Here is a 20,244-nt window from a genome sequence, read left to right as displayed (position 1 = left end):
CCTCCGTTTTTAGCGTCGGGCGCTTTGCCAGTAGCGAACAGTGCACAAACGCCACATCCACGCCACGCCATGACGGGCAAAACCCGGGGCGGTGGGCATAGCATGGAACCATGACCGTTCCCGTTCTGAATATCTCCTCCACCCCGGCCGTTTCGGCCACCGGTACCGTCCTCGTTCTGGGGGCCATCGGCTCCGGAACCGATGTGCGTCTCTTCGCGCCCGAGGGCTTTGACGCCGTTGCCGAACTGATCGCCCCGCTCGGTATCACCGGTGCCGCGGATCGCCTCGTGCGTCTGCCCGCCGTGGCTGGCACCGCCGATTCGATCGCCATCATCGGTCTCGGCGGCGAGCCGACCACCGACCGCCTGCGCTCCGCAGCCGGTTCGGCTGTGCGCCAGCTCGCCGGTACCGAGAGCGTGACCATTGCGTTCCCGGTCACCACGACCACGGACCTCGAGGCCGTGACCGAGGGTGCCGCCCTGGGTGCCTACTCCTTCATCGACTACCGCGGCGCCACCCAGGCCGAGCAGAAGCCGAACGTGAAGAACGTCACCGTCTCCTCCGAGCTGGGCGACTCTGCCGAGCGCGATGCGATCATCGCCCGTGCGGGCGCCGTGGCCGAGGCCGTCGCCCTCACCAAGGATCTCGTCAACACCCCCGCCAACGACATGTACCCCGAGAGCATGGTTGCCGCCGCCGTTCAGGCCGGCGAGAACCTGCCGCTCGAGTTCACCGTGTGGGACGACGAGGCGCTGCGCACCGATGGCTTCGGTGGCCTGAGCGGAGTTGGCCAGGGGTCGACCCGCGGCCCGCGCCTGCTGAAGATCAGCTACTCCCCCGAGGGCGCCCAGAAGCACCTCGCCCTCGTGGGTAAGGGCATCACCTTCGACACCGGTGGACTCTCGCTGAAGCCCGCGAACTCGATGCTCGGCATGAAGTTTGACATGGCCGGCGCCGCGGCCGTACTCGGCACCCTGACCGCCGCCGCGGAGCTTGGCCTCCCCATTCGCCTGACCGGCTGGCTCTGCCTCGCCGAGAACATGCCCTCCGGTTCGGCCATCCGCCCCGGCGACGTCATCACCATTCGTGGCGGTCGCACCGTCGAGGTCACCAACACCGACGCCGAGGGCCGCCTGGTCCTCGCCGACGGCCTGGTTGCCGCCGGTGAGGAACAGCCCGACGCAATCGTCGACATCGCCACCCTGACCGGAGCCGCCCTGGTCGCCCTCGGAGACCGCTACATGGGTGTACTGGGTGATGACGACCTCGTCCAGGATGTCCTCTCCGCATCCACCGCCGTGGGTGAGCCCGCCTGGGCGATGCCGATGCCCGCCGAACTGCGCGGCATCCTGAACTCTCAGGTTGCGGACATCATGAACGCAAACGTGAGCAACCGCAACGGCGGCATGCTCGTAGCTGCGCACTTCCTGAAGGAATTTGCGACCCCGCGGGCCGATGCTCCAGACACCACGATCCCCTGGGCACACCTGGATATCGCGGGTCCCGCCGACAACGGCGGCGGCGCGTACGGATTTACCGGTGCCGGCGCAACCGCCTCGGGCGTGCGTCTGCTGCTTTCGCTTGCCGAAGAATATTCGCGTAGGTAGTAAGGTTCTTATGGTGGCCTTTACCACCTCGGCGAGCCACACAATGGTCTCGCACAAACAGCTCAATTCAAGACTCATGAGGGAGTAGCTCAGTGACGGAGCAGAATTTTGACATCGTCGTACTCGGCGGTGGAAGTGGAGGCTACGCGGCGGCCCTGCGCGCAAGCGAGCTCGGCTTCTCGGTGGCACTGATTGAGAAGGACAAGGTCGGTGGCACCTGCCTGCACCGCGGCTGCATCCCGACCAAGGCGCTGCTGCACGCGGCCGAGGTCGCCGATGTAACCCGCGAGGCCGCGCAGTTCGGTATTTCCGCAACCCTGAACGGTGTGGACATGGCCGGCGTGACCGCCTACCGCGAGAACATCATCTCGAAGAAGTACAAGGGCCTCCAGGGCCTGGTGAAGGCTCGCAAGATCACCACGATCGAGGGTGAAGGCCGCCTGACCGCTCCCAACACCGTGCAGGTCGGCGACCAGACCATCGTGGGTAAGCACGTCGTGCTGGCCACCGGTTCCTACAGCCGTTCTCTGCCGGGCCTGGAAATCGGTGGTCGCGTGATGACCTCCGAGCAGGCACTCGAGCTGCCGTTCGTCCCGGGATCCGTCGCGATCCTCGGCGGCGGCGTGATCGGCGTGGAGTTTGCGAGCGTCTGGAAGTCCTTCGGCTCCGACGTGACCATCATCGAGGGCCTGCCCCACCTGGTTCCGAACGAGGACGAGGCAATCTCGAAGGGCCTCGAGCGGGCATTCCGCAAGCGCGGCATCAACTACTCGCTGGGCATTCGCTTCCAGAGCGTTACCCAGCACGAGAACGGTGTTGTTGTCACCCTGGAAGATGGCAAGACCATCGAAGCCGAGATCCTGCTGGTCGCCGTGGGCCGTGGCCCCGCCACCGCAAACCTCGGTTTCGAAGAGGTTGGTGTCACCATCGATCGCGGCTTCGTGATCACCAACGAGCGCCTGCAGACGAACATCCCGAACCTCTGGGCCGTGGGTGACATCGTTCCGGGCCTGCAGCTCGCACACCGTGGTTTCCAGCAGGGAATCTTTGTCGCCGAGGAGATCGCCGGTCTGAACCCGGTCATCATTGAGGACGTCAACATCCCCAAGGTCACCTACAGCGAGCCCGAGGTTGCCTCGGTTGGCCTGACCGAGGCAAAGGCCAAGGAGCAGTACGGCGCCGACTCCATCACGAGCTACGACTACAACCTCGCCGGTAACGGCAAGAGCGAGATCCTCGGTACCGCGGGTAACGTCAAGGTTGTTCGCGTGAACGACGGCCCCGTGGTCGGCGTGCACATGATCGGTGCCCGCGTGGGCGAACTGATCGGTGAGGCACAGCTCATTGTCAACTGGGAAGCACACCCGGAGGACATCGCGCCGCTGATCCACGCGCACCCCACCCAGAATGAGGCACTGGGCGAGGCGTTCCTGTACCTCGCTGGCAAGCCGCTGCACACCCTGTAGTACGCACCGATACATCCGCACACACAATTTTAGGTTTTAAGGAGACAAGGTCATGAGTGAATCCGTGGTCCTGCCGGCCCTGGGCGAAAGCGTCACCGAGGGCACCGTTACGCGTTGGCTGAAGAACGTTGGCGATCAGGTAGAGGTAGACGAGCCGCTGCTCGAGGTTTCGACCGACAAGGTTGACACTGAGATCCCCTCGCCGATTGCCGGCGTTATTGAGGAGATCCTCGTTGAGGAAGACGAAACCGTCGAGGTTGGCGCCGTCCTGGTAAAGATTGGCGATGGCTCGGGTGCAGCTGCTCCCGCCACCCCCGCCGCAGAGGCACCGGCCGCCGAGGCACCGGCCGCCGAGGCACCGGCTGCCGCCGCACCGGCCGCGCCGGCTCCCGCCGCAGCCCCCGTGGCCGCGGCTCCGGTAGCTCCGGTTGCTGCCGCACCGGTCGCCGCCGCACCCGTGGCACCGCCGCCCACCGCTGCCGTCACCCCGGTATCGGTTCCCGCAGCAGCCCCGGTTGCTCCGGCTGCCGCCGCTCCGGCAGCTCCCGCCGCACCCGCCGGTGGCAACGGCTACGTCACCCCGCTGGTTCGCCGCCTGGCACAGCAGCAGGGTGTTGACCTCGCTACCGTCGTCGGCACCGGCGTCGGTGGACGCATCCGCAAGGAAGACGTCCTGAGCGCGGGCACCTCGGCTCCGGCCGCATCGGCCGCGGCCGCTGCCCCGGTTGTTGAGATCTCGCCGCTGCGTGGCACCACCGCAAAGATGAGCCGTCTGCGCAAGGTTGTGGCCGAGCGCGCCGTTGCTTCGCTGCAGCAGACCGCCCAGCTGACCACCGTTGTTGAGGTTGACGTCACCAACGTTGCCATCCTCCGCGACAAGTTCAAGGGTGAGTTCCTGGAGAAGACCGGCGCGAAGCTCTCGTTCCTGCCGTTCTTCGCCCTGGCTGCCGCCGAGGCACTGCGTCAGTACCCCGTCATCAACGCCACCGTTGACGGCGACAGCATCGTCTACCCTGCCACCGAGAACATCTCGATCGCCGTGGACACCGAGCGTGGCCTGCTGACTCCGGTCGTGCGCGACGCCGGTGAGCTCTCGCTGGCCGACCTGGCCACCGAGATCGGTGACCTGGCCGCCCGCACCCGCGACAACAAGCTGACCCCGGACGAGCTCTCGGGCGGTACCTTCACGCTGACCAACACCGGTTCGCGTGGCGCACTGTTCGACACCCCGCTGGTGTTCCTGCCGCAGAGTGCCATTCTCGGCACCGGTGTCGTCTTCAAGAAGCCGGCCGTGATCTCCAACGGTGGTGTCGACTCGATCGCCATCCGTTCGAGCGTCTACCTGGCTCTCTCGTACGACCACCGCATTGTTGATGGCGCGGATGCAGCTCGCTTCCTCACCACCATCAAGGCACGCCTGGAGGCCGGAAACTTCGAGGGTAACCTCGGAATCTAAGGCATTCCACACCGGTAAAGGCCGGGGCTTCCACACGGAGGCCCCGGCCTTTACCGTTTCGTGCGCTGATGGCGTACACGCGGGGGCGCAACAACCGGTATCCTGGAGTCATGGCACGTAAGGAAAAGCCCGCAAAGGCGCAGAAGGAACCCGGCCGCTTCAAACAGATGTGGCAGGTCTTCCAGATGACCCGCCGCTACGACTCCACCGTCGTCTGGTTGATGGCCCTCGGACTCATCGGCGGTATCGCCGTCGGTCTGGTCATGGCCCTGTGGCTCGCCGGTGGCAGCGTATTTGGTCTCGTTCTCTGGCTGATCGCCGGTCTGTTCGCCGGTGTACTCATCGCCATGATCATCCTGGGTCGACGCGCCGAGCGCGCCGCCTACGGGCAGATCGAGGGCCAGCCCGGTGCCGTGGGCGCGATTTTTCGGAGCTCGCTCCCCCGCGGATGGCGCGGCGAGGAGATGCCGGTGCACGTGAATCCCCGCACCCAGGATGCCGTCTACCGCGCCGTTGGTCGCGGCGGTATCGCCCTGGTAGCCGAGGGCCCGCAGTCTCGCACCAAGCGTCTGCTGGATGACGAGCGCCGCAAGGTGTCGCGCATTCTGCCGAACGTTCCGATCAACACCTACTTTGTGGGCCCGGATCCGGACTCGGTGCCGCTGCACCAGGTTCCGAAGACCCTGCGTAAGGTAAAGAAGAACCTCACCAAGCCCGAGGTTATCGCCGTGAGCAACCGCCTGGCCTCGCTCGGAAACAACCTGCCGATCCCCAAGGGCGTTGACCCCTTCAAGGTTCGCCCGCAGCGCGCCCGCTAACCCCCTTCGTCACAAAACCGCCTCCCGGACTATCCGGGGGGCGGTTTTGCGTGCGCGTAGTGTATGTCGAAATTCGGAGGCAGTTAGGACGGATTTGCCTCCACCGAACTCGAGTGCACACGGCGCTCATTCACAACGTGAAAACGGTTTCGCCAAACCTCAGTCATTGAAAACCGTCACCACGAAGCGCCCAGAGACGGATTTTCATCGGACTGGATCTTGCAGCGTAAACGAGAGCGACCTAAAGCAAAGCATGGGCTTTCACAATTTCAGTCAACGCAACGGATCCGATCCAGGTGGAGAAAATGAGAGCAATCAAATTGAGCACCAAGGCAGTGGAGGAAAATGCGTTGAGCTGGTAACTCTTGCCCCACGGAAACGAAAGCATCAAGGTGATGAATGAGACCCCAAAGAGCACGAACGTCATTACGTTCGATGTTATGAACTCATACGCACTCGAGAATTGATCCCCGGTAAACGCAAAGCGTATTGCAATTCCGAAAGTGAGTGCAATGGCAACGAGCAGCAGGGCAACGTAGGATGCCTCACAGCGAGCGAGCTTATCCGTAAACACGTTCGGAGTATGTTTATGAAAGTCGCAATCTGTGCAGCCGCAGGTGGGGACTTTATCGAGATCGTTTTTCGTCATAAGAAAGCAATTTACAGGGAATCAGTCGCAGACATTTCACCTGTATCTGCACTCTTTAATAGAACTGCGTTTCTAACCTGTTGGGCATGAGGCCAACTCAAACCGTGTAAAAACGTTTGTGGGCCGAGGCTGCTCCCGGAGCCTCGCCCGAAGCTTTTAAGGGCTAGCCGCGGGTACGAATGAGTACGGTGCCGGCGACCTTATCGTGGAAGCCGCGCTGATCCGAGTCCCACACCAGGGCGGGAACCACCAGGAGCAGCAGCAGGGTGCGCAGCGCGGGCTTGCCGAAGCCGATCCAGCCGCCCTCGCCGAGACGCACGAGGTGCAGGCCCATGATGCGGTGGCCGATGCTGCCGCTCAGCGTGGGAATCGCGAGGAGCTGCAGGACTCCGAAGGCGACGTGCGTCCACAGCGTGCCCGGCGGAACGCCGAACGGGAGCAGGACCGCCGTGGCGATTGCCCAGTCGATGCAGAGCGCTGCAAATCGCCTTCCGACACGCGCGATACTCCGCGGGCCCTGTTTTGGGAGCCCCAATCGCTCACCGGGGTACTTACTGGGTTCGAGTTCACCAAAGGTGGTGGGCCGTTTTTCACCTGACACACCTCAAGTTTACGGTGGGTAGACTCGTAACATGCCCGAAACATGGGTGACACCATCGGGAAATGACCTGTTTGTACGCTCGAACCAGGATGTTCCCCCTGCCATCCCCCTCTGAACCAAATTTTGGAGCTCACGTATATGTTTACTGATTCAGCCGAGGTGCTTGCGTTTATCAAGGACACGGACGTCAAGTTCGTGGACATTCGATTCACCGACCTTCCCGGTGTCCAGCAGCACTTCAACATTCCGGCCGCGACCGTCGACGAAGACTTCTTCGCCATTGGCCAGCTCTTCGACGGCTCGTCGATCCGTGGTTTCGCGAACATCCACGAGTCGGACATGCAGCTGATTCCGGATGTCACCACCGCCTACATCGACCCGTTCCGCAAGGAGCGCACCCTGATCCTGGTGTTCGACATCTACAACCCGCGCAACGGTGAGCGCTACTCGAAGGACCCGCGTCAGATTGCCCGCAAGGCCGAGGACTACCTCGCCTCCACCGGCATCGCCGACACCGCCTTCTTCGCCCCCGAGGCCGAGTTCTACATCTTCGACGACATTCGTTACGAGTCGAAGCCGCAGGGTTCGTTCTACTCGCTGGACTCCGATGAGGCCGCCTGGAACTCCGGTCGCAAGGAGGAGGGTGGAAACCTCGGTAACAAGACCCCCTTCAAGGGCGGCTACTTCCCCGTCAGCCCGGTAGACAAGCACGCCGACCTGCGCGACGACATCTGCCTCAAGCTGATCGACGCCGGCCTGATCCTCGAGCGTTCGCACCACGAGGTCGGCACCGCCGGCCAGGGCGAGATCAACTACCGCTTCGACACCATGGTCCACTCGGCCGATGACATCCTGAAGTTCAAGTACATCGTCAAGAACACCGCCGAGCAGTGGGGCAAGACAGCAACCTTCATGCCGAAGCCGATCTTCGGTGACAACGGTTCGGGTATGCACACCCACCAGTCGCTGTGGCTGAACGGCGAGCCGCTGTTCTACGACGAGAACGGCTACGGCGGTCTCTCGGACACCGCTCGCTGGTACATCGGTGGTCTGCTGAAGCACGCCGGCGCAGTGCTGGCCTTCACCAACCCGACCGTCAACTCCTACAAGCGTCTGGTTCCGGGTTACGAGGCTCCGGTCAACCTGGTGTACTCGGCCGGTAACCGCTCGGCCGCGATCCGCATCCCGATCACCGGTACCAACCCCAAGGCAAAGCGCATCGAGTTCCGCGCACCCGACGCCTCGGGTAACCCCTACCTGGCCTTCGCCGCCCAGCTGATGGCGGGTCTCGACGGAATCAAGAACCGTATCGAGCCGATGGCCCCCGTGGACAAGGACCTCTACGAGCTGCCCCCGGAGGAGGCCAAGGAGATCCCCCAGGTTCCCGCGAACCTGGAGGCAGCCCTGACCGCCCTCGAGGAGGACCACGAGTTCCTGCTCGCCGGTAACGTCTTCACCCAGGAGCTCATCGAGACCTGGATCGGCTACAAGCGCAAGGTCGAGATCGAGGCGCTGGCACTTCGTCCGCACCCCTACGAGTTCGAGCTGTACTACGGCGTGTAATCCGTCCGCCTCAGCGCTGAAACCCCCGGAGAGCCCAGCTCTTCGGGGGTTTCGTGTGTCTGCGCACCCAGACCATTGCCCCTAAGATAAGTCTGATCGATTCACGATCCCCGACCCGAGGAGTTTTTCCGTGACCGACCATACCGTCACTCCCCCGCGCCCAACCACCAAGCGTAATCCGGCCGGCATCAACACCATGTCGTACCTTATTTTCGCGAGCCGCTGGATCCAGGCACCGCTCTACCTCGGCCTCATCATCGCCCAGATTGTCTACGTCTACGTCTTCGGTGTCGAGCTGTGGCACCTCATTCAGCACGTCATCACCGATGGCTCGCACATCGACTCGAACCTCATCATGCTCAGCGTGCTGGGCCTGATCGACGTGGTCATGGTGGCGAACCTGCTGATCATGGTCATCATCGGTGGCTACGAAATCTTCGTCTCGCGGATGCGCCTTGACGGGCACCCGGACGAGCCGGACTGGCTCTCCCACGTCAACGCCAACATGCTGAAGCTCAAGCTGGCAGTGGCGATCATCAGCATCTCCTCGATCCACCTGCTCAAGACCTTCATCGAGATCGGAAAGCTCTCGACCGACGGTCGCGGGCTGGGTGATACCGAGAGCGCGATCCTCTGGCAGGTGCTCATTCACCTCGCCTTTATCGTCTCGGCCATCGCCCTCGCGGTGATCGACAAGATGCAGCACTCCTATCAGGCCGCGCTGTCGCACTCCCCGGAGGCCGTGGCGCTTAACACCCCGGCGGACGCTCGTATTCCCGCGGAAAACCGCGGCTAAACACATTCACCCGCGCCTTTCGACGCGAAACCCCCAGCGGCCCGCTTTCTTCGACCTTGCCGAGAAGAAAGCGGGCCGTTGCGCATGCCGCGGTTTCCGGGTGCATAATGTACGAGGTAATCTTCCGGCGCACCCGTCGGAGGACGTTTTTATTGGGGAGCACAGCGTGCATAACGAAGTTTCGCCGGGCGATCAACGCTCAGCTAAACGCATCCTGCTCGGCGATCCACTGCCGACGGACAAACTCGAGGGCCAACTGCTCTCAAAGCGACTGGCCCTGCCCATCTTCGCCAGCGATGCCCTCTCCTCGGTGGCGTACGCCCCGCAGGAACTGCTCATGATCCTGATGATCGGTGGCCTCGCGTTTCTCTCGCTCGCCCCCTGGATCGCCGCCTGCGTGGTCATCCTGCTGCTCGTGGTGATGCTCAGCTATCGCCAGCTCATCAAGGCCTACCCCTCGGGAGGTGGCGACTACGAGGTGGCCCGCAAGAACCTCGGTGAGACCGCCGGCCTGACCGTGGCCGCCGCCCTGCTGGTGGACTACGCGCTCACCGTTGCGGTATCGATCGCGTCGGGCGTGGACAACATCATCTCGGCCCTGCCCTTCCTCAACGAGTGGCGCGTCGAAATGGCCATCGGCTTCGTCGTGATCCTGGTCGCGGTCAACCTGCGTGGCGTCTCCGAATCGAGCAAGCTGTTTGCGCTGCCGACCTATATCTTTGCCGGCTCGGTGTTCCTCATGATCGTGGTGGGCTTCACCCGCATGCTCCTGGGAGATGCCCCGGTGGCCGAGTCTGCGTCCTACACCGTGCAGGGTGAGAGCCTGACTCAGGCCGCGATGGTCCTGCTCGTCCTGCGCGCCTTCGCCAGCGGTTGTAGCGCCCTCACCGGCGTCGAGGCCATCTCGAACGGTGTCCAGGCGTTCCGCCTGCCGAAGATCCAGAACGCCCAGAAGACCCTGGTGGCCATGGGCGGCATCGCGATCGTCCTGTTCGCCGGCCTGACCGCCCTCGCGCTCACCACCGGAGTGCACTACGCCGAGAAGCCCTGCGATCTGCAGGGCTTTGCCGATTGTGCCTCGACCCCGCAGCGCTCGCTCATCGCCCAGGTGGCCTCGGCCACGTTTGGCGACGGCAGCTTCCTGTTCTTCCTGGTGCAGGCCGCAACCGCCCTCGTGCTGCTCCTCGCGGCAAACACCGCGTTCAACGGCTTCCCGATGCTCGGCTCGGTCCTGGCTCGTGACGGGTACGCACCCAAGGCTCTGAACACCCGCGGTGACCGCCTGATTTACTCGAACGGCGTCATCATCCTGGGCCTCGTCGCGATCGGCATCCTGCTGGTCTTCCAGGCGAACCTCACCCAGCTGATTCAGCTCTACGTGATCGGTGTGTTCCTCTCCTTCACCCTCGGCCAGATCGGCATGGTCAGGCATTGGCTGCGCGTGCGTCGCGAAAACGGTAAGACGCCGGGATCGATGTCCGGCCTGCTGATCAATGGCCTGGGCGCGTCCCTGACCCTGATCGTGCTGCTCATCGTAACCGTCACCAAGTTCACCCACGGTGCCTGGGTCGTCTTCGTGATCATGCCCATCCTGGGCCTCCTCATGGCCGGCGTGCACCGCTACTACCGCGACGTGGCCGAGGAGATCCGGGTGGATCCCGAGGTGCGCTTCGGTTCCGATGGCGACCTCGCCGTGGTCCTGGTCGGCCGCCTCGATAAGCCGACGCTCAAGGCACTCGACTATGCGCGAGCCGCCAAGCACGATCGCCTGATCGCTCTGCACGCCTCGATTGATCCCGAGCGCAGCGCAAAGCTCAAGGCCGAGTGGGACGCCCTGGATCTCGGCATCGAGATCTCCTGCATTCCCTCGCCGTACCGAGACGTCGCCATTCCGGTGTCGAAGTTCATCAAGCGCGACCGCGCCGAAAACGGCCCCGAGGTCATCACCGTGTACATGCCCACCTACATCGTGGGTCACTGGTGGGAGCGCCTGCTGCACAACCACCGGTCGCGGCAGATCCAGCAGCGCCTCCTGCTCGTGCACGGCGTGACCGTGAGCCTCGTGCCCTGGTTGCTCGACTCCTCGGAGATGATCTACGGCCGCCGCTCACGGCCGCTGCCCGGCGACGCCCGTCGCGGCCTCCCGCAGCGCCCGCAGCCGGTCCGACCGGCGGGTGCTCGGGTGTCCAACGGCGCAATGCGTCTGCCCGAGGGTGCGACGCCTCCGCCGCGCGAACCGGGGGCCGACACGGTGGCGAACACCACGGTACCCGACCCCGATTCACCCACGAAGTAAACGCGAAACCCGGTGCCCTGAGAAATCAGGGCACCGGGTTTTCTGCTGAGCGATTAGCGGCCGAGGACGGGGCCCACGGCGGTGACCCGCACCACGGCCTCGCCGGCCTCTACGGACTCGGCCAGCAGGATCTCGGCGGAGATCCCCCAGTCGCCATCGCCCTCGGGGTCCTCGAACACCTGACGTACGCGCCAGACGCCATCGGTCTCAGCGGGGCTCTGGTCCACGGTCAGGAGCTGCGGCCCGCGGGCGCTCGGGCCATCGCCCAGCGAGTCGTAGTCCTCGTAGTAGGCGTCGATGGCCTCCCGCCAGGCGTCGGCGTCGAAGCCGCTCGAGCCGTCCAGCTCACCGAGCTCCTCGAAGCGATCGCGTGCGGCCAGCTGCACCCGGCGAAACATCTCGTTGCGGATGAGCACCAGGAAGGCACGCGGGTTCGAGAGGATGTTGCGCGGTGCCGGTGGCAGCGCCTGAGCAGAGGCGGCGTGCTTCTCGGGGTCCGGGTGGGCGAGTTCCTCCCACTCGTCGAGCAGGCTGGAGTCGACCTGGCGTACCAGCTCGCCGAGCCACTCGATGATGTCGCGCAGCTCCTCGCTCTTGGCCTCCTCGGGAACGCTCTGGTTGATCGCGCGGTAGGCATCGGAGAGATAGCGCAGCACGAGGCCCTCGGAGCGCGCGATCTTGTAGTAGCTGACGTACTCGGTGAAGGTCATCGCGCGCTCGTAGAGGTCACGCACCACCGACTTCGGCCGCAGCTCGAAGTCGCGCGCCCAGGGGCGCTCCTTCGCATACATTTCGAAGGCAGCATCAAGCAGCTCGGCGAGCGGCTTCGGGTGGGTGACCTCCTCGAGGAGCTCCATCCGCTCGTCGTACTCGATACCCTCGGACTTCATCGAGTTCACGGCCTCGCCGCGGGCAAGGAACTGCTGCTGGTTGATGATGGGGCGCGGGTCATCCAGCGTGGACTCGATGACCGAGATCACGTCGAGCGCGTGGGTGGGTACTTCGGGGTCAAGCAGTTCGAGCGCGGCGATCGCGAAGGGTGAGAGCGGCTGGTTGAGCGCGAAGTTCGCCTGGAGATCCACGGTGAGGCGGTACTGGATGGTGCCGTCCTCCTCGGTGAACCGCTCGATGATTCCCGCCGAGACCAGGGTGCGGTAGATCTCGATGGCGCGACGTGCGAGCTCGTACTGACGGGCGCGCGGTTCGTGATTGTCAAACACCAGGGAGCGCACGCGGGCAAAAGCATCCCGGCCGTGGGCCACCACGTTGAGGATCATCGAGTGGGTGATCTCCATGTGGCTCACGAGCGTCTCGGGCTGCGCCTCGATAATGCGCTCGAAGCTCGCCTCACCCCAGGACACAAATCCCTGTGGCGCCTTTTTACGAATGATCTTGCGCTTCTTCTTGGGGTCGTCGCCGGCCTTCTGAATGAGCTTGAGGTTTTCGATCTCGTGCTCGGGGGCCTCGAGCACCACGTCACCCGCGGTATCGAAACCGGCACGGCCGGCGCGGCCAGCGATCTGGTGGAACTCGCGGGCCTGCAGTTGGCGCATCTTCACGCCGTCATACTTGGTCAACCCGGACAGCAGGACGGTGCGAATGGGCACGTTGATGCCCACACCGAGGGTGTCGGTACCGCAGATCACCCGAAGCAGACCGCGCTGGGCAAGCTGCTCAACGAGGCGTCGGTAGCGCGGCAGCATACCCGCGTGGTGCACACCGATGCCCATCCGGACCAGGCGAGACAGGGTCTTACCGAAGCCGGTGGTGAAGCGGAAGTCGCCGATGGCCTCGGCGATCTCGTCGCGCTGCTCGCGGCTCACGATCTTGACGCTGGTGAGCGACTGCGCGCGCTCGGCGGCCGCGGCCTGAGCGAAGTGCACCACGTAGATGGGCGAGCGGCCGGTGTGCAGCAGCTCCTCGATGGTCTCCTGCACCGGGGTCTGCACGTAGCTGTAGTGCAGCGGAACCGGGCGCGTGGCACCGGTGACCTCGACGGTGTCGCGGCCGGTGCGGCGGGTGAGGTCCTTCTTGAGTTCGGTCACGTCACCCAGCGTCGCTGAGAGCAGCAGGAACTGGGTGTTCGGCAGGGTCAGCAGCGGAACCTGCCAGGCCCATCCGCGGTCACGGTCGCCGTAGAAGTGGAACTCGTCCATGACGACCTGGCCGATGTCGGCGTCCGAGCCCTCGCGCAGCGCCTGGTTCGCCAGGATCTCGGCGGTGCAGCAGATGATGGGCGCATCCGGGTTTACCGCGGAGTCACCGGTGACCATACCCACGTTTTCGGCGCCGAAAGCCTCGACCAGCGCGAAGAACTTCTCGCTCACGAGGGCCTTGATCGGTGCGGTGTAGTAGGTGCGTTCACCCGCCGCGAGAGCGGCGAAGTGCGCCCCCATGGCGACGAGGGACTTCCCCGAGCCGGTCGGGGTGGAGAGAATGACGTTTGCCCCGGAGACGAGCTCCATGAGCGCCTCCTCCTGCGCGGGATACGGGGTAATGCCGCCGGTGGTGGCCCAGTCGAGGAAGGACTCGAAGACGTCATCGGCACTGGCCTTCGCCTCGTAGAGCGCATCGACGCGCTCGGTGAGGCCGGGCCGGGAGGGTACTGCGGAGGAGGACATGCCCCCATTCTCCCAGAACCCGCGGATTGCCCGCACGCGCCGTACCGGGCGCGCGCGACACCGACGCGCATCCGCGTGAGATACGCGCGGTTCGCGAGGGGTCCTCGGCACCTACGGAGTGCCTAGCAGGCGTCTCCGCGGGTTTCCGGGTGCCGATCGTCGATGATCAGTGGCGCGGCACCTGCGCTCTCGGCGACCGGATCGCCCCGGCACCCCCGAATCTGGTCGTTCTGGGTGGGCAGGGTGGGTGCGGCATCGTTCTGCGCGAAGATGCGCACCGTCTTGCTCAGGATGATCTGGCCGATCCCGTGACCGGTCATCCGGACGCTCACGGTGTGATCCCCTGGCTCGGTGAAGGTGAGTACCAGACCGGGCCCGGAGTCGGCCGCGTCGAAGAATCCGTCGCCATCAACGTTGTACTCGTAGTGCACCAGGTCCCCCGGCACGCCCGCGTTCGCACCGAAGAGCATCGGTACGCCCGCGACGCCAGCCGCGGCCGAAGCAAGCGACGGCGTGGCCGCGGGGTTGGGGCCGGGGCGCTGTGCCTCGCCCCAGAGCTTCGCGGCGAGGCCGGCGAGCTCCTGTCCCTTGACGGAGCCCTCCTCGCCCTCGAGATAGTTGAGGTGTGGTTCCGGGGCCGCCATCAGTGCGCCGAGCCCAAAGAGCCAGCTGTAGCTGCACACGGGATCGCCAATATGGCAGAGCGCCGACTTATAGCCGGCGAAGTCGTAGAAGGTGTCGACGTCGGCGCGGGTGTTCTCGCCCATCCACCAGCGAATGATGCCCTGACCCGTGGTCTGTCGTTCGTTCCCCGCAGCGCCCGGCTGCTGGTAGGGATCACCGAAGGTCATCACGGCACTGACCAGCCCGGGCATGGTCTGGGCGAGCGTGCGCGCGGCCATCGCGCCCTGGGAGTAACCCACCGCAATGTACCGAGTGTGGCACCCCTCCGGTTGGGTGGCGGCAAAGGCGTCGATGACCTTCTGGGCATAGTGCGCGCCATGGGTGGCGGAGGTCATCATGTCACCAAAGATGGACGGCCGCGCCTCGATCGGCACCGCCGTGTACCCCTCGGTTTCGGTTCCCCCCACCCCGAGAACCGGGACATCGGCGACCGAGAAGCCCGCCGGCCAGCTACCGGAGCGTGGGCTCCGCCCAAATGCGTCAACCAGGCGGGCGAGGGTCGGGCCCTCCCAGCCATTCGTCTCCACATCGGTACCCGGATAGCGCGTGCTCGCCCCGGCAAGGGTCGTGGTGCCCGGCACCACGTTCTCCTCGCCGCTGCCGCGGAAGGCGAGAATCGCTACCGGGGTGCAGGCCTCGGTGGGGCGCAGAGTGTATGCGGAAACCGGCACGGCAGCCGCGGCCACCGGAGCGAAAATTGCGGGCAAATTGAGCGCACCGAAGAGCACGACGGCCACCGTTGCGAGCCGCATCGCCGCAAGAGCAAACCGACTCCTGCGGAGCGCCCCGCCTACCCCCAGGTTTGGGGTGCCTCCGTTTTTCCCAATATTGGGATGCGGGGCTCCACTCGGGCGCGTCACATCTCGCGGGCTCGCCAAAAACACTCGTGGCGCTGCGGACGGGTGCGGGGGGAGCACGAGGGTGGTCTTTCTGCTGGAAGATGCGTTCGGGCGCACTGCGCCAGGAGGCACAGCCGGTGTTGCAGGGTGAAGAAATTAAAGCTGACTAGGTATTTTCCCCTACCGAATCGTAGAAGAGGTGTTCAAAAACGACTCGGGATCGGCGGGTGATGCGCAGATAGTCCTGTTCCAACTCTCCCGCCGCACCGCCCGGATACTCCAGTATTCGGGCGATTCCTTCGAGCTGATCGCGATCTCGCGGCAGAACGTCGGTGGTGCGATTCAACCACAGTGTCATGGCCGAGCGCACCCTGGATGCGAACAGCCAGGCCTCCCTGAGCTGCTCCGCGTCATCGGTCGACACAAAACCGTGCGCCTCGGCGGCGCTCAGCGCATCGAGCGTGCTCGTGGTGCGCAGCTCGGGAATCTCCGCGGCGTACTCGAGCTGTACGAGCTGGGTGAACCACTCGACGTCACTGAGTGACCCTCGCCCGAGCTTGACGTGGCGGGTGGGGTCCGCACCCTTGGGAAGACGCTCCCCCTCGACCCGGGCCTTGATTCGACGCACCTCGCGCAGTTCGGTCTCGGCGATACCCGTCGGATAGCGGACGGTGTCGGCAAGCGCGGTGAAGTCGGCGCAGAGATCGGCATCCCCGGCGATCGGGCGGGCCCGCAGCAGCGCCTGTGCCTCCCAGGTGAGGGACCATCGGGCGTAATACGCGCGATACGAGTCCAGGGAGCGCACCAGGGCACCATTTCGACCCTCCGGGCGGAGGTCGAGATCGAGATCGAGCGGCAGCCGGGCATCCGTGCTGAGGCGCGACATTTCGCTCGCGATTCGACCCGCCGCGCGCGCGGCGCGCTCGGGATCGAGTGCCGCGGCGCGATAGACGTAGATGACGTCGGCATCGGAGCCGAAGCCCAGCTCTCCCCCGCCGAGGCGGCCCATCCCGATGATCGCGAACTCCAGCTGGGTGGCATCGAGCCCCTCGCCGCGGCGCGCGACATCGAGCAGACCCTCGATCGTGACCTCGGTAATGGAGGTCAGCCCGCCCGCGACCGTGCGTACGTCACACACGCCGAGCACGGAGGCGAGGGCCAGTCGCAGAATCTCACGCCGGCGCACACGCAACACCGCGCGGGACGCCGGTTCGGGTTGCTCGTTTCGGCTGAGGATCGCCTGCACCTCGGCCCGCAGTGCCTCGCGGGGCCGCGGGCGCATCAGGTCATCGGATTCCAGCCAGGCGGCCGCCTCGGGGAAGCGATCAAGGAGCTCACCGATGAAGCGTGATCCACTGAGAACGCGGGTGAGTCGTTCGGCGACACCCGAGGAGTCGCGCACCATGCGCAGGAACCAGTGTGTGCCACCGAGCGCGTCGCTCAGGCGGCGGAAGGCGAGCAGACCGTAGTCGGGGTCGGCGCCGTCGGCGAGCCAGCGCAGCAGCACGGGCAGCAGGTTGCGCTGGATCGCCGCACTGCGAGAGATACCGTTTGTGAGGGCCGCAATGTGCCCGAGGGCACCCACGGGATCACGGAAGCCGATGGCCGCGAGACGCGCACCCGCGGCGGCCGGCGACAGCCGCGCCTCCTCGGCGCTGAGCTCGGCCACGGCCGCGAGCAGCGGCCGGTAGAACAGCCGCTCGTGCAGCTGACGGACGCGCTGCTTGGTGGCCTCCCAGCGGCGCACCAGGTCGCCCCCGGAGGCCGCGAGGCGCGAGCCACGCGCCAGGATGCGCAGGGCGTCCTCCTCGCGCGGCATCAGGTGCGTGCGACGCATGTGTTGCAGTTGAAGTCGGTGTTCCAGGACGCGCAGCAGCCGGTAGTCCGACATAAACTCGCCGGATTCCTCGCGACCGATGTACCCCGCATCGGCGAGGGCACGCAGGGCCGCTACCGTGCCGCCCACGCGGACGCTCGCATCGGTGGCGCCGTGCACGAGCTGCAGCAGCTGCACGGTGAACTCGATATCGCGCAGGCCGCCCGGGCCCAGCTTGAGCTGGAACCCGACGTCCTCCGAGGGGATATTCGCGGTCACGCGCTCGCGCATGCGCTGCACGGACTCCACAAAGTTCTCCCGGGCCGAGCTCTCCCAGATCAGCGGATCGATGACCTCGTGATAGCGGGCACCGAGTTCGGCGTCTCCGGCCAGATAGCGATGCTTGAGCAGCGCCTGGAACTCCCAGCTCTTCGCCCAGCGCTCGTAGTAGGCCAGGTGGGAGTCGAGCGTGCGGACGAGCGCGCCCTGCTTGCCCTCGGGGCGCAGGTTGGGGTCGACCTCCCAGAGCGCGGGTTCGAGGGCGCTCTCGGAGATGCTGCGCATCACGATGGTGGCCAGGCGGGTGGCGATCACGATGGCCCGGTGGTTATCGATCTCCGATTCCGGCTGCGCTTCGGCGACGTAGATGACGTCAACGTCACTCACGTAGTTGAGTTCCCCGGCACCGGCCTTTCCCATCCCGATGATGGCGAGGCGGGTGGCCCGCACGTCATCCCGGGGAAAGCGGGGTAGCTCACCGGCAGGATCGGAGGCTACCGCGCGGGCGATGGCCAGCGCGGCCGAGAGCGCGGCACTGGCGGCATCCGAGAGGGCGGCGGCCACGGCATCCAGTACGTCACGGGGGTCCTCGGCGAGGGTGTCCACCGCGACGATGCGCAGCACCTCACGTCGATACGCGATGCGCAGGGCCGACACCGCCTCCCGCTCGGGGAGGGCGGAAAAGCCGTCCTCTGCGCGCACCGCCTCGTGGAGACGGCGCAGCATCTCGGGGGCGGTGGGAACCCGCAGCGCCGGTTCGGCAAGCACCCCGAATTCCTCAGGGTGCCGCAGCAGGAAGTCCGTGAGGCCACGGGACACACCCACCGTGCGGATCACCGCGCCGCGCCACTCCGGGTCTGCGGCGATCGCGCCGAGGACTGCGGGGTGGGTTTCCCCAAGACGCAGCAGCGTCTGCAGCGCCTCATCGGGATCCGCGGCCGCGGCGAACTCCTCAAGCGCCTCCGGCGTGACCGGCCAACCGAGCTCACCCAGCCGACCGAGGAGGTCACGTGCGGAGGTGAGACTCGAAAAGCCGATCCGTGCGAGCTGGCTGAGGCCGGTTGCCGGACGCGCCACCGCTACAGAATTTCGATGTTCTTAGCGAGCTCGTACGGGGTCACCTGAGCGCGGTACTCGTCCCACTCCTGGCGCTTATTGGCCAGGACGTAGTTGAACACCTGCTCGCCGAGGGTTTCCGCGACGAGTTCGGAGCGCTCCATCAGCGTGATCGCACTGTCGAGGCTCGAGGGCAGCGGGTTGTAGCCCAGCGCGCGGCGCTCGGCATCCGAGAGCGACCACACGTCATCCTCGGCCTCCGGCGGCAGCTCGTAGCCCTCCTCGATTCCCTTGAGACCCGCGGCCAGCAGCAGCGAGTAGGCCAGGTAGGGGTTCGCCGCGGAGTCGATTGCGCGGTACTCAACCCGGGCGCTCTGGCCCTTGTTGGGCTTGTACAGCGGCACGCGCACGAGGGCCGAGCGGTTGTTGTGGCCCCAGCAGGCGTAGCTCGGTGCCTCGGCCAGGTTGTTGCCGCTCACGCCACCCCACAGACGCTTATAGGAGTTCACAAACTGGTTGGTCACGGCGGTGATTTCGGGCGCGTGGTGCAGCAGGCCGGCGATGAACTGGCGACCCACCTTGCTCAGCTGATACTGGGCGCCGGCCTCGAAGAACGCGTTGGTGTCGCCCTCAAACAGCGACATGTGGGTGTGCATGCCCGATCCGGGCTGGTTCGACATCGGCTTGGGCATGAACGTGGCGTACACACCCTGCTCGATCGCGACCTCCTTGACAACGGTGCGGAAGGTCATGATGTTGTCGGCGGTGGCGAGGGCGTCCGCGTAGCGGAGGTCGATCTCGTTCTGACCGGGGCCGGCCTCGTGGTGGCTGAACTCCACCGAGATGCCGAGGTCTTCGAGCATCCGGACCGAGCGGCGACGGAAGTCGTGCGCGGTGCCACCGGGCACGTTGTCGAAGTAGCCGGCCGAATCGACCGGAATCGGGCCCTCGGGGCCGATCTGTGCCGACTTCAGCAGGTAGAACTCGATCTCCGGGTGGGTATAGAAGGTAAACCCGCGATCGGCGGCGTGCGCGAGGGCGCGCTTCAGCACGTTGCGCGGGTCGGTGTCGGCGGGCTGGCCATCCGGTGTGGTGATGTCGCAGAACATGCGCGCGGTGGGGTCCTGCTCGCCACGCCAGGGCAGGATCTGGAACGTCGAGGGGTCCGGGTGGGCGAGCAGGTCGGATTCGAAGCGTCGCGACATGCCCTCGATTGCGGAGCCATCAAAGCCCAGGCCCTCGGTGAAGGCACCCTCGACCTCGGCCGGTGCGATGGCCACGGATTTCAGCGTACCCACGACGTCGGTGAACCAGAGGCGCACAAACTTTACGCCGCGCTCTTCGATCGTTCGCAGTACAAAATCGCGCTGCTTATCCATGGGCTCCTCTTTCCTGCGACCAGGCGCACTTACTGTCTCTAGGCTACTGGGTCACGCCGTGCGCGTGGAATGCCTCGGCGGGTGTTTTGCCGAGCCGAAACACGCTGTTTACATCGGGTCAGTCGTTCTCGGCGTCCTCACGTGCCCAGCGCTCGGCGTTGGCCCGGAGCTTATCCATCGCGTGGGCAGCTTCCTCCTGGGTTTCAAAGGGGCCCACACGATCGGCGGCGGGCGAGACGAATCCCTGCTCCACCGCGCCGGTGCGCGTGTTGTACCAATACTGGGTTGCCGGGTCGGTCGCCATTGTTCCTCCTAGAT

The 20,244-nt window shown here is 65.3% G+C and carries 14 protein-coding genes; 7 read left to right on the top strand and 7 right to left on the bottom strand.

Annotation, left to right across the window (positions count from 1 at the left end; translation table 11 throughout):
* The first annotated feature begins 110 nt into the window (after positions 1-110).
* The 4 genes from D9V32_RS04765 to D9V32_RS04750 all read left to right on the top strand — a co-directional run bounded on the left by D9V32_RS04765 (position 111) and on the right by D9V32_RS04750 (position 5,347).
* Positions 111-1,607 carry a leucyl aminopeptidase gene (locus D9V32_RS04765; RefSeq protein ID WP_121647752.1) on the top strand — a complete coding sequence of 499 codons (1,497 nt, stop codon included), beginning with the start codon at positions 111-113 and terminating at the stop codon, positions 1,605-1,607.
* 92 nt (positions 1,608-1,699) lie between these two features.
* Positions 1,700-3,073: a dihydrolipoyl dehydrogenase gene (gene lpdA / locus D9V32_RS04760; RefSeq protein ID WP_121647751.1), complete on the top strand. Its 1,374-nt coding sequence runs from the start codon at positions 1,700-1,702 to the stop codon at positions 3,071-3,073.
* 52 nt (positions 3,074-3,125) lie between these two features.
* Positions 3,126-4,529: a 2-oxoglutarate dehydrogenase, E2 component, dihydrolipoamide succinyltransferase gene (sucB, locus tag D9V32_RS04755; RefSeq protein ID WP_121647750.1), complete on the top strand. Its 1,404-nt coding sequence runs from the start codon at positions 3,126-3,128 to the stop codon at positions 4,527-4,529.
* Positions 4,530-4,639: 110 nt separating this feature from the next.
* A complete protein-coding gene (locus D9V32_RS04750) occupies positions 4,640-5,347 on the top strand; it encodes a DUF4191 domain-containing protein (protein ID WP_121647749.1) in 708 nt (235 codons plus the stop codon).
* 241 nt (positions 5,348-5,588) lie between these two features.
* On the opposite strand, the gene D9V32_RS04745 is transcribed toward D9V32_RS04750, so the two are convergent.
* Together D9V32_RS04745 and D9V32_RS04740 are read right to left on the bottom strand one after the other, a co-directional pair.
* Complete coding sequence (locus D9V32_RS04745) at positions 5,589-5,921, bottom strand: hypothetical protein (protein ID WP_147440392.1); 333 nt, start codon at positions 5,919-5,921, stop codon at positions 5,589-5,591.
* A gap of 238 nt (positions 5,922-6,159) precedes the next feature.
* Complete coding sequence (locus D9V32_RS04740) at positions 6,160-6,597, bottom strand: RDD family protein (RefSeq protein ID WP_121647747.1); 438 nt, start codon at positions 6,595-6,597, stop codon at positions 6,160-6,162.
* 138 nt (positions 6,598-6,735) lie between these two features.
* Between D9V32_RS04740 and glnA the strand changes: the two genes are divergently transcribed.
* The 3 genes from glnA (at position 6,736) to D9V32_RS04725 (ending at position 11,252) form a co-directional block, all read left to right on the top strand.
* Positions 6,736-8,160, top strand: a complete 1,425-nt coding sequence (glnA, locus tag D9V32_RS04735; protein ID WP_121647746.1) for a type I glutamate--ammonia ligase — start codon at positions 6,736-6,738, stop codon at positions 8,158-8,160.
* A gap of 130 nt (positions 8,161-8,290) precedes the next feature.
* Positions 8,291-8,956, top strand: coding sequence for a TIGR00645 family protein (locus D9V32_RS04730; RefSeq protein WP_245982058.1), 666 nt, complete (start codon positions 8,291-8,293; stop codon positions 8,954-8,956).
* 166 nt (positions 8,957-9,122) lie between these two features.
* Positions 9,123-11,252 carry an APC family permease gene (locus tag D9V32_RS04725; protein WP_245982057.1) on the top strand — a complete coding sequence of 710 codons (2,130 nt, stop codon included), beginning with the start codon at positions 9,123-9,125 and terminating at the stop codon, positions 11,250-11,252.
* 53 nt (positions 11,253-11,305) lie between these two features.
* Here D9V32_RS04725 and D9V32_RS04720 read toward each other — a convergent pair whose 3' ends face one another.
* From D9V32_RS04720 to D9V32_RS04700, 5 genes are all read right to left on the bottom strand, one after another.
* Positions 11,306-13,873: a DEAD/DEAH box helicase gene (locus D9V32_RS04720; RefSeq protein ID WP_121647745.1), complete on the bottom strand. Its 2,568-nt coding sequence runs from the start codon at positions 13,871-13,873 to the stop codon at positions 11,306-11,308.
* A 122-nt stretch (positions 13,874-13,995) separates the two neighbouring features.
* Positions 13,996-15,309: a cutinase family protein gene (locus D9V32_RS04715; protein WP_121647744.1), complete on the bottom strand. Its 1,314-nt coding sequence runs from the start codon at positions 15,307-15,309 to the stop codon at positions 13,996-13,998.
* A gap of 253 nt (positions 15,310-15,562) precedes the next feature.
* Positions 15,563-18,568, bottom strand: a complete 3,006-nt coding sequence (locus tag D9V32_RS04710) for a bifunctional [glutamine synthetase] adenylyltransferase/[glutamine synthetase]-adenylyl-L-tyrosine phosphorylase (protein WP_121647743.1) — start codon at positions 18,566-18,568, stop codon at positions 15,563-15,565.
* 2 nt (positions 18,569-18,570) lie between these two features.
* Complete coding sequence (locus D9V32_RS04705; RefSeq protein ID WP_121647742.1) at positions 18,571-19,926, bottom strand: glutamine synthetase family protein; 1,356 nt, start codon at positions 19,924-19,926, stop codon at positions 18,571-18,573.
* 118 nt (positions 19,927-20,044) lie between these two features.
* A complete protein-coding gene (locus tag D9V32_RS04700) occupies positions 20,045-20,230 on the bottom strand; it encodes an SPOR domain-containing protein (protein WP_121647741.1) in 186 nt (61 codons plus the stop codon).
* Between the last annotated feature and the right edge of the window lie 14 nt (positions 20,231-20,244).

The organism is Mycetocola tolaasinivorans (genome assembly GCF_003667565.1).
GTDB classification, from domain to species: Bacteria; Actinomycetota; Actinomycetes; order Actinomycetales; family Microbacteriaceae; genus Mycetocola; species Mycetocola tolaasinivorans.
The sequence above is the reverse complement of the archived record's forward strand: the minus strand, read 5'-3'. Positions and strand labels throughout refer to the sequence as shown.

Excerpts from the sequence above, each read along its gene's own strand:
- D9V32_RS04765 (WP_121647752.1), top strand. The coding sequence starts at position 111 with ATGACCGTTCCCGTTCTGAATATCTCCTCCACCCCGGCCGTTTCGGCC.
- sucB (WP_121647750.1), top strand. The coding sequence starts at position 3,126 with ATGAGTGAATCCGTGGTCCTGCCGGCCCTGGGCGAAAGCGTCACCGAG.
- D9V32_RS04750 (WP_121647749.1), top strand. The coding sequence starts at position 4,640 with ATGGCACGTAAGGAAAAGCCCGCAAAGGCGCAGAAGGAACCCGGCCGC.
- glnA (WP_121647746.1), top strand. The coding sequence starts at position 6,736 with ATGTTTACTGATTCAGCCGAGGTGCTTGCGTTTATCAAGGACACGGAC.
- D9V32_RS04720 (WP_121647745.1), bottom strand. The coding sequence starts at position 13,873 with ATGTCCTCCTCCGCAGTACCCTCCCGGCCCGGCCTCACCGAGCGCGTC.
- D9V32_RS04715 (WP_121647744.1), bottom strand. The coding sequence starts at position 15,309 with ATGCGGCTCGCAACGGTGGCCGTCGTGCTCTTCGGTGCGCTCAATTTG.
- D9V32_RS04705 (WP_121647742.1), bottom strand. The coding sequence starts at position 19,926 with ATGGATAAGCAGCGCGATTTTGTACTGCGAACGATCGAAGAGCGCGGC.
- D9V32_RS04700 (WP_121647741.1), bottom strand. The coding sequence starts at position 20,230 with ATGGCGACCGACCCGGCAACCCAGTATTGGTACAACACGCGCACCGGC.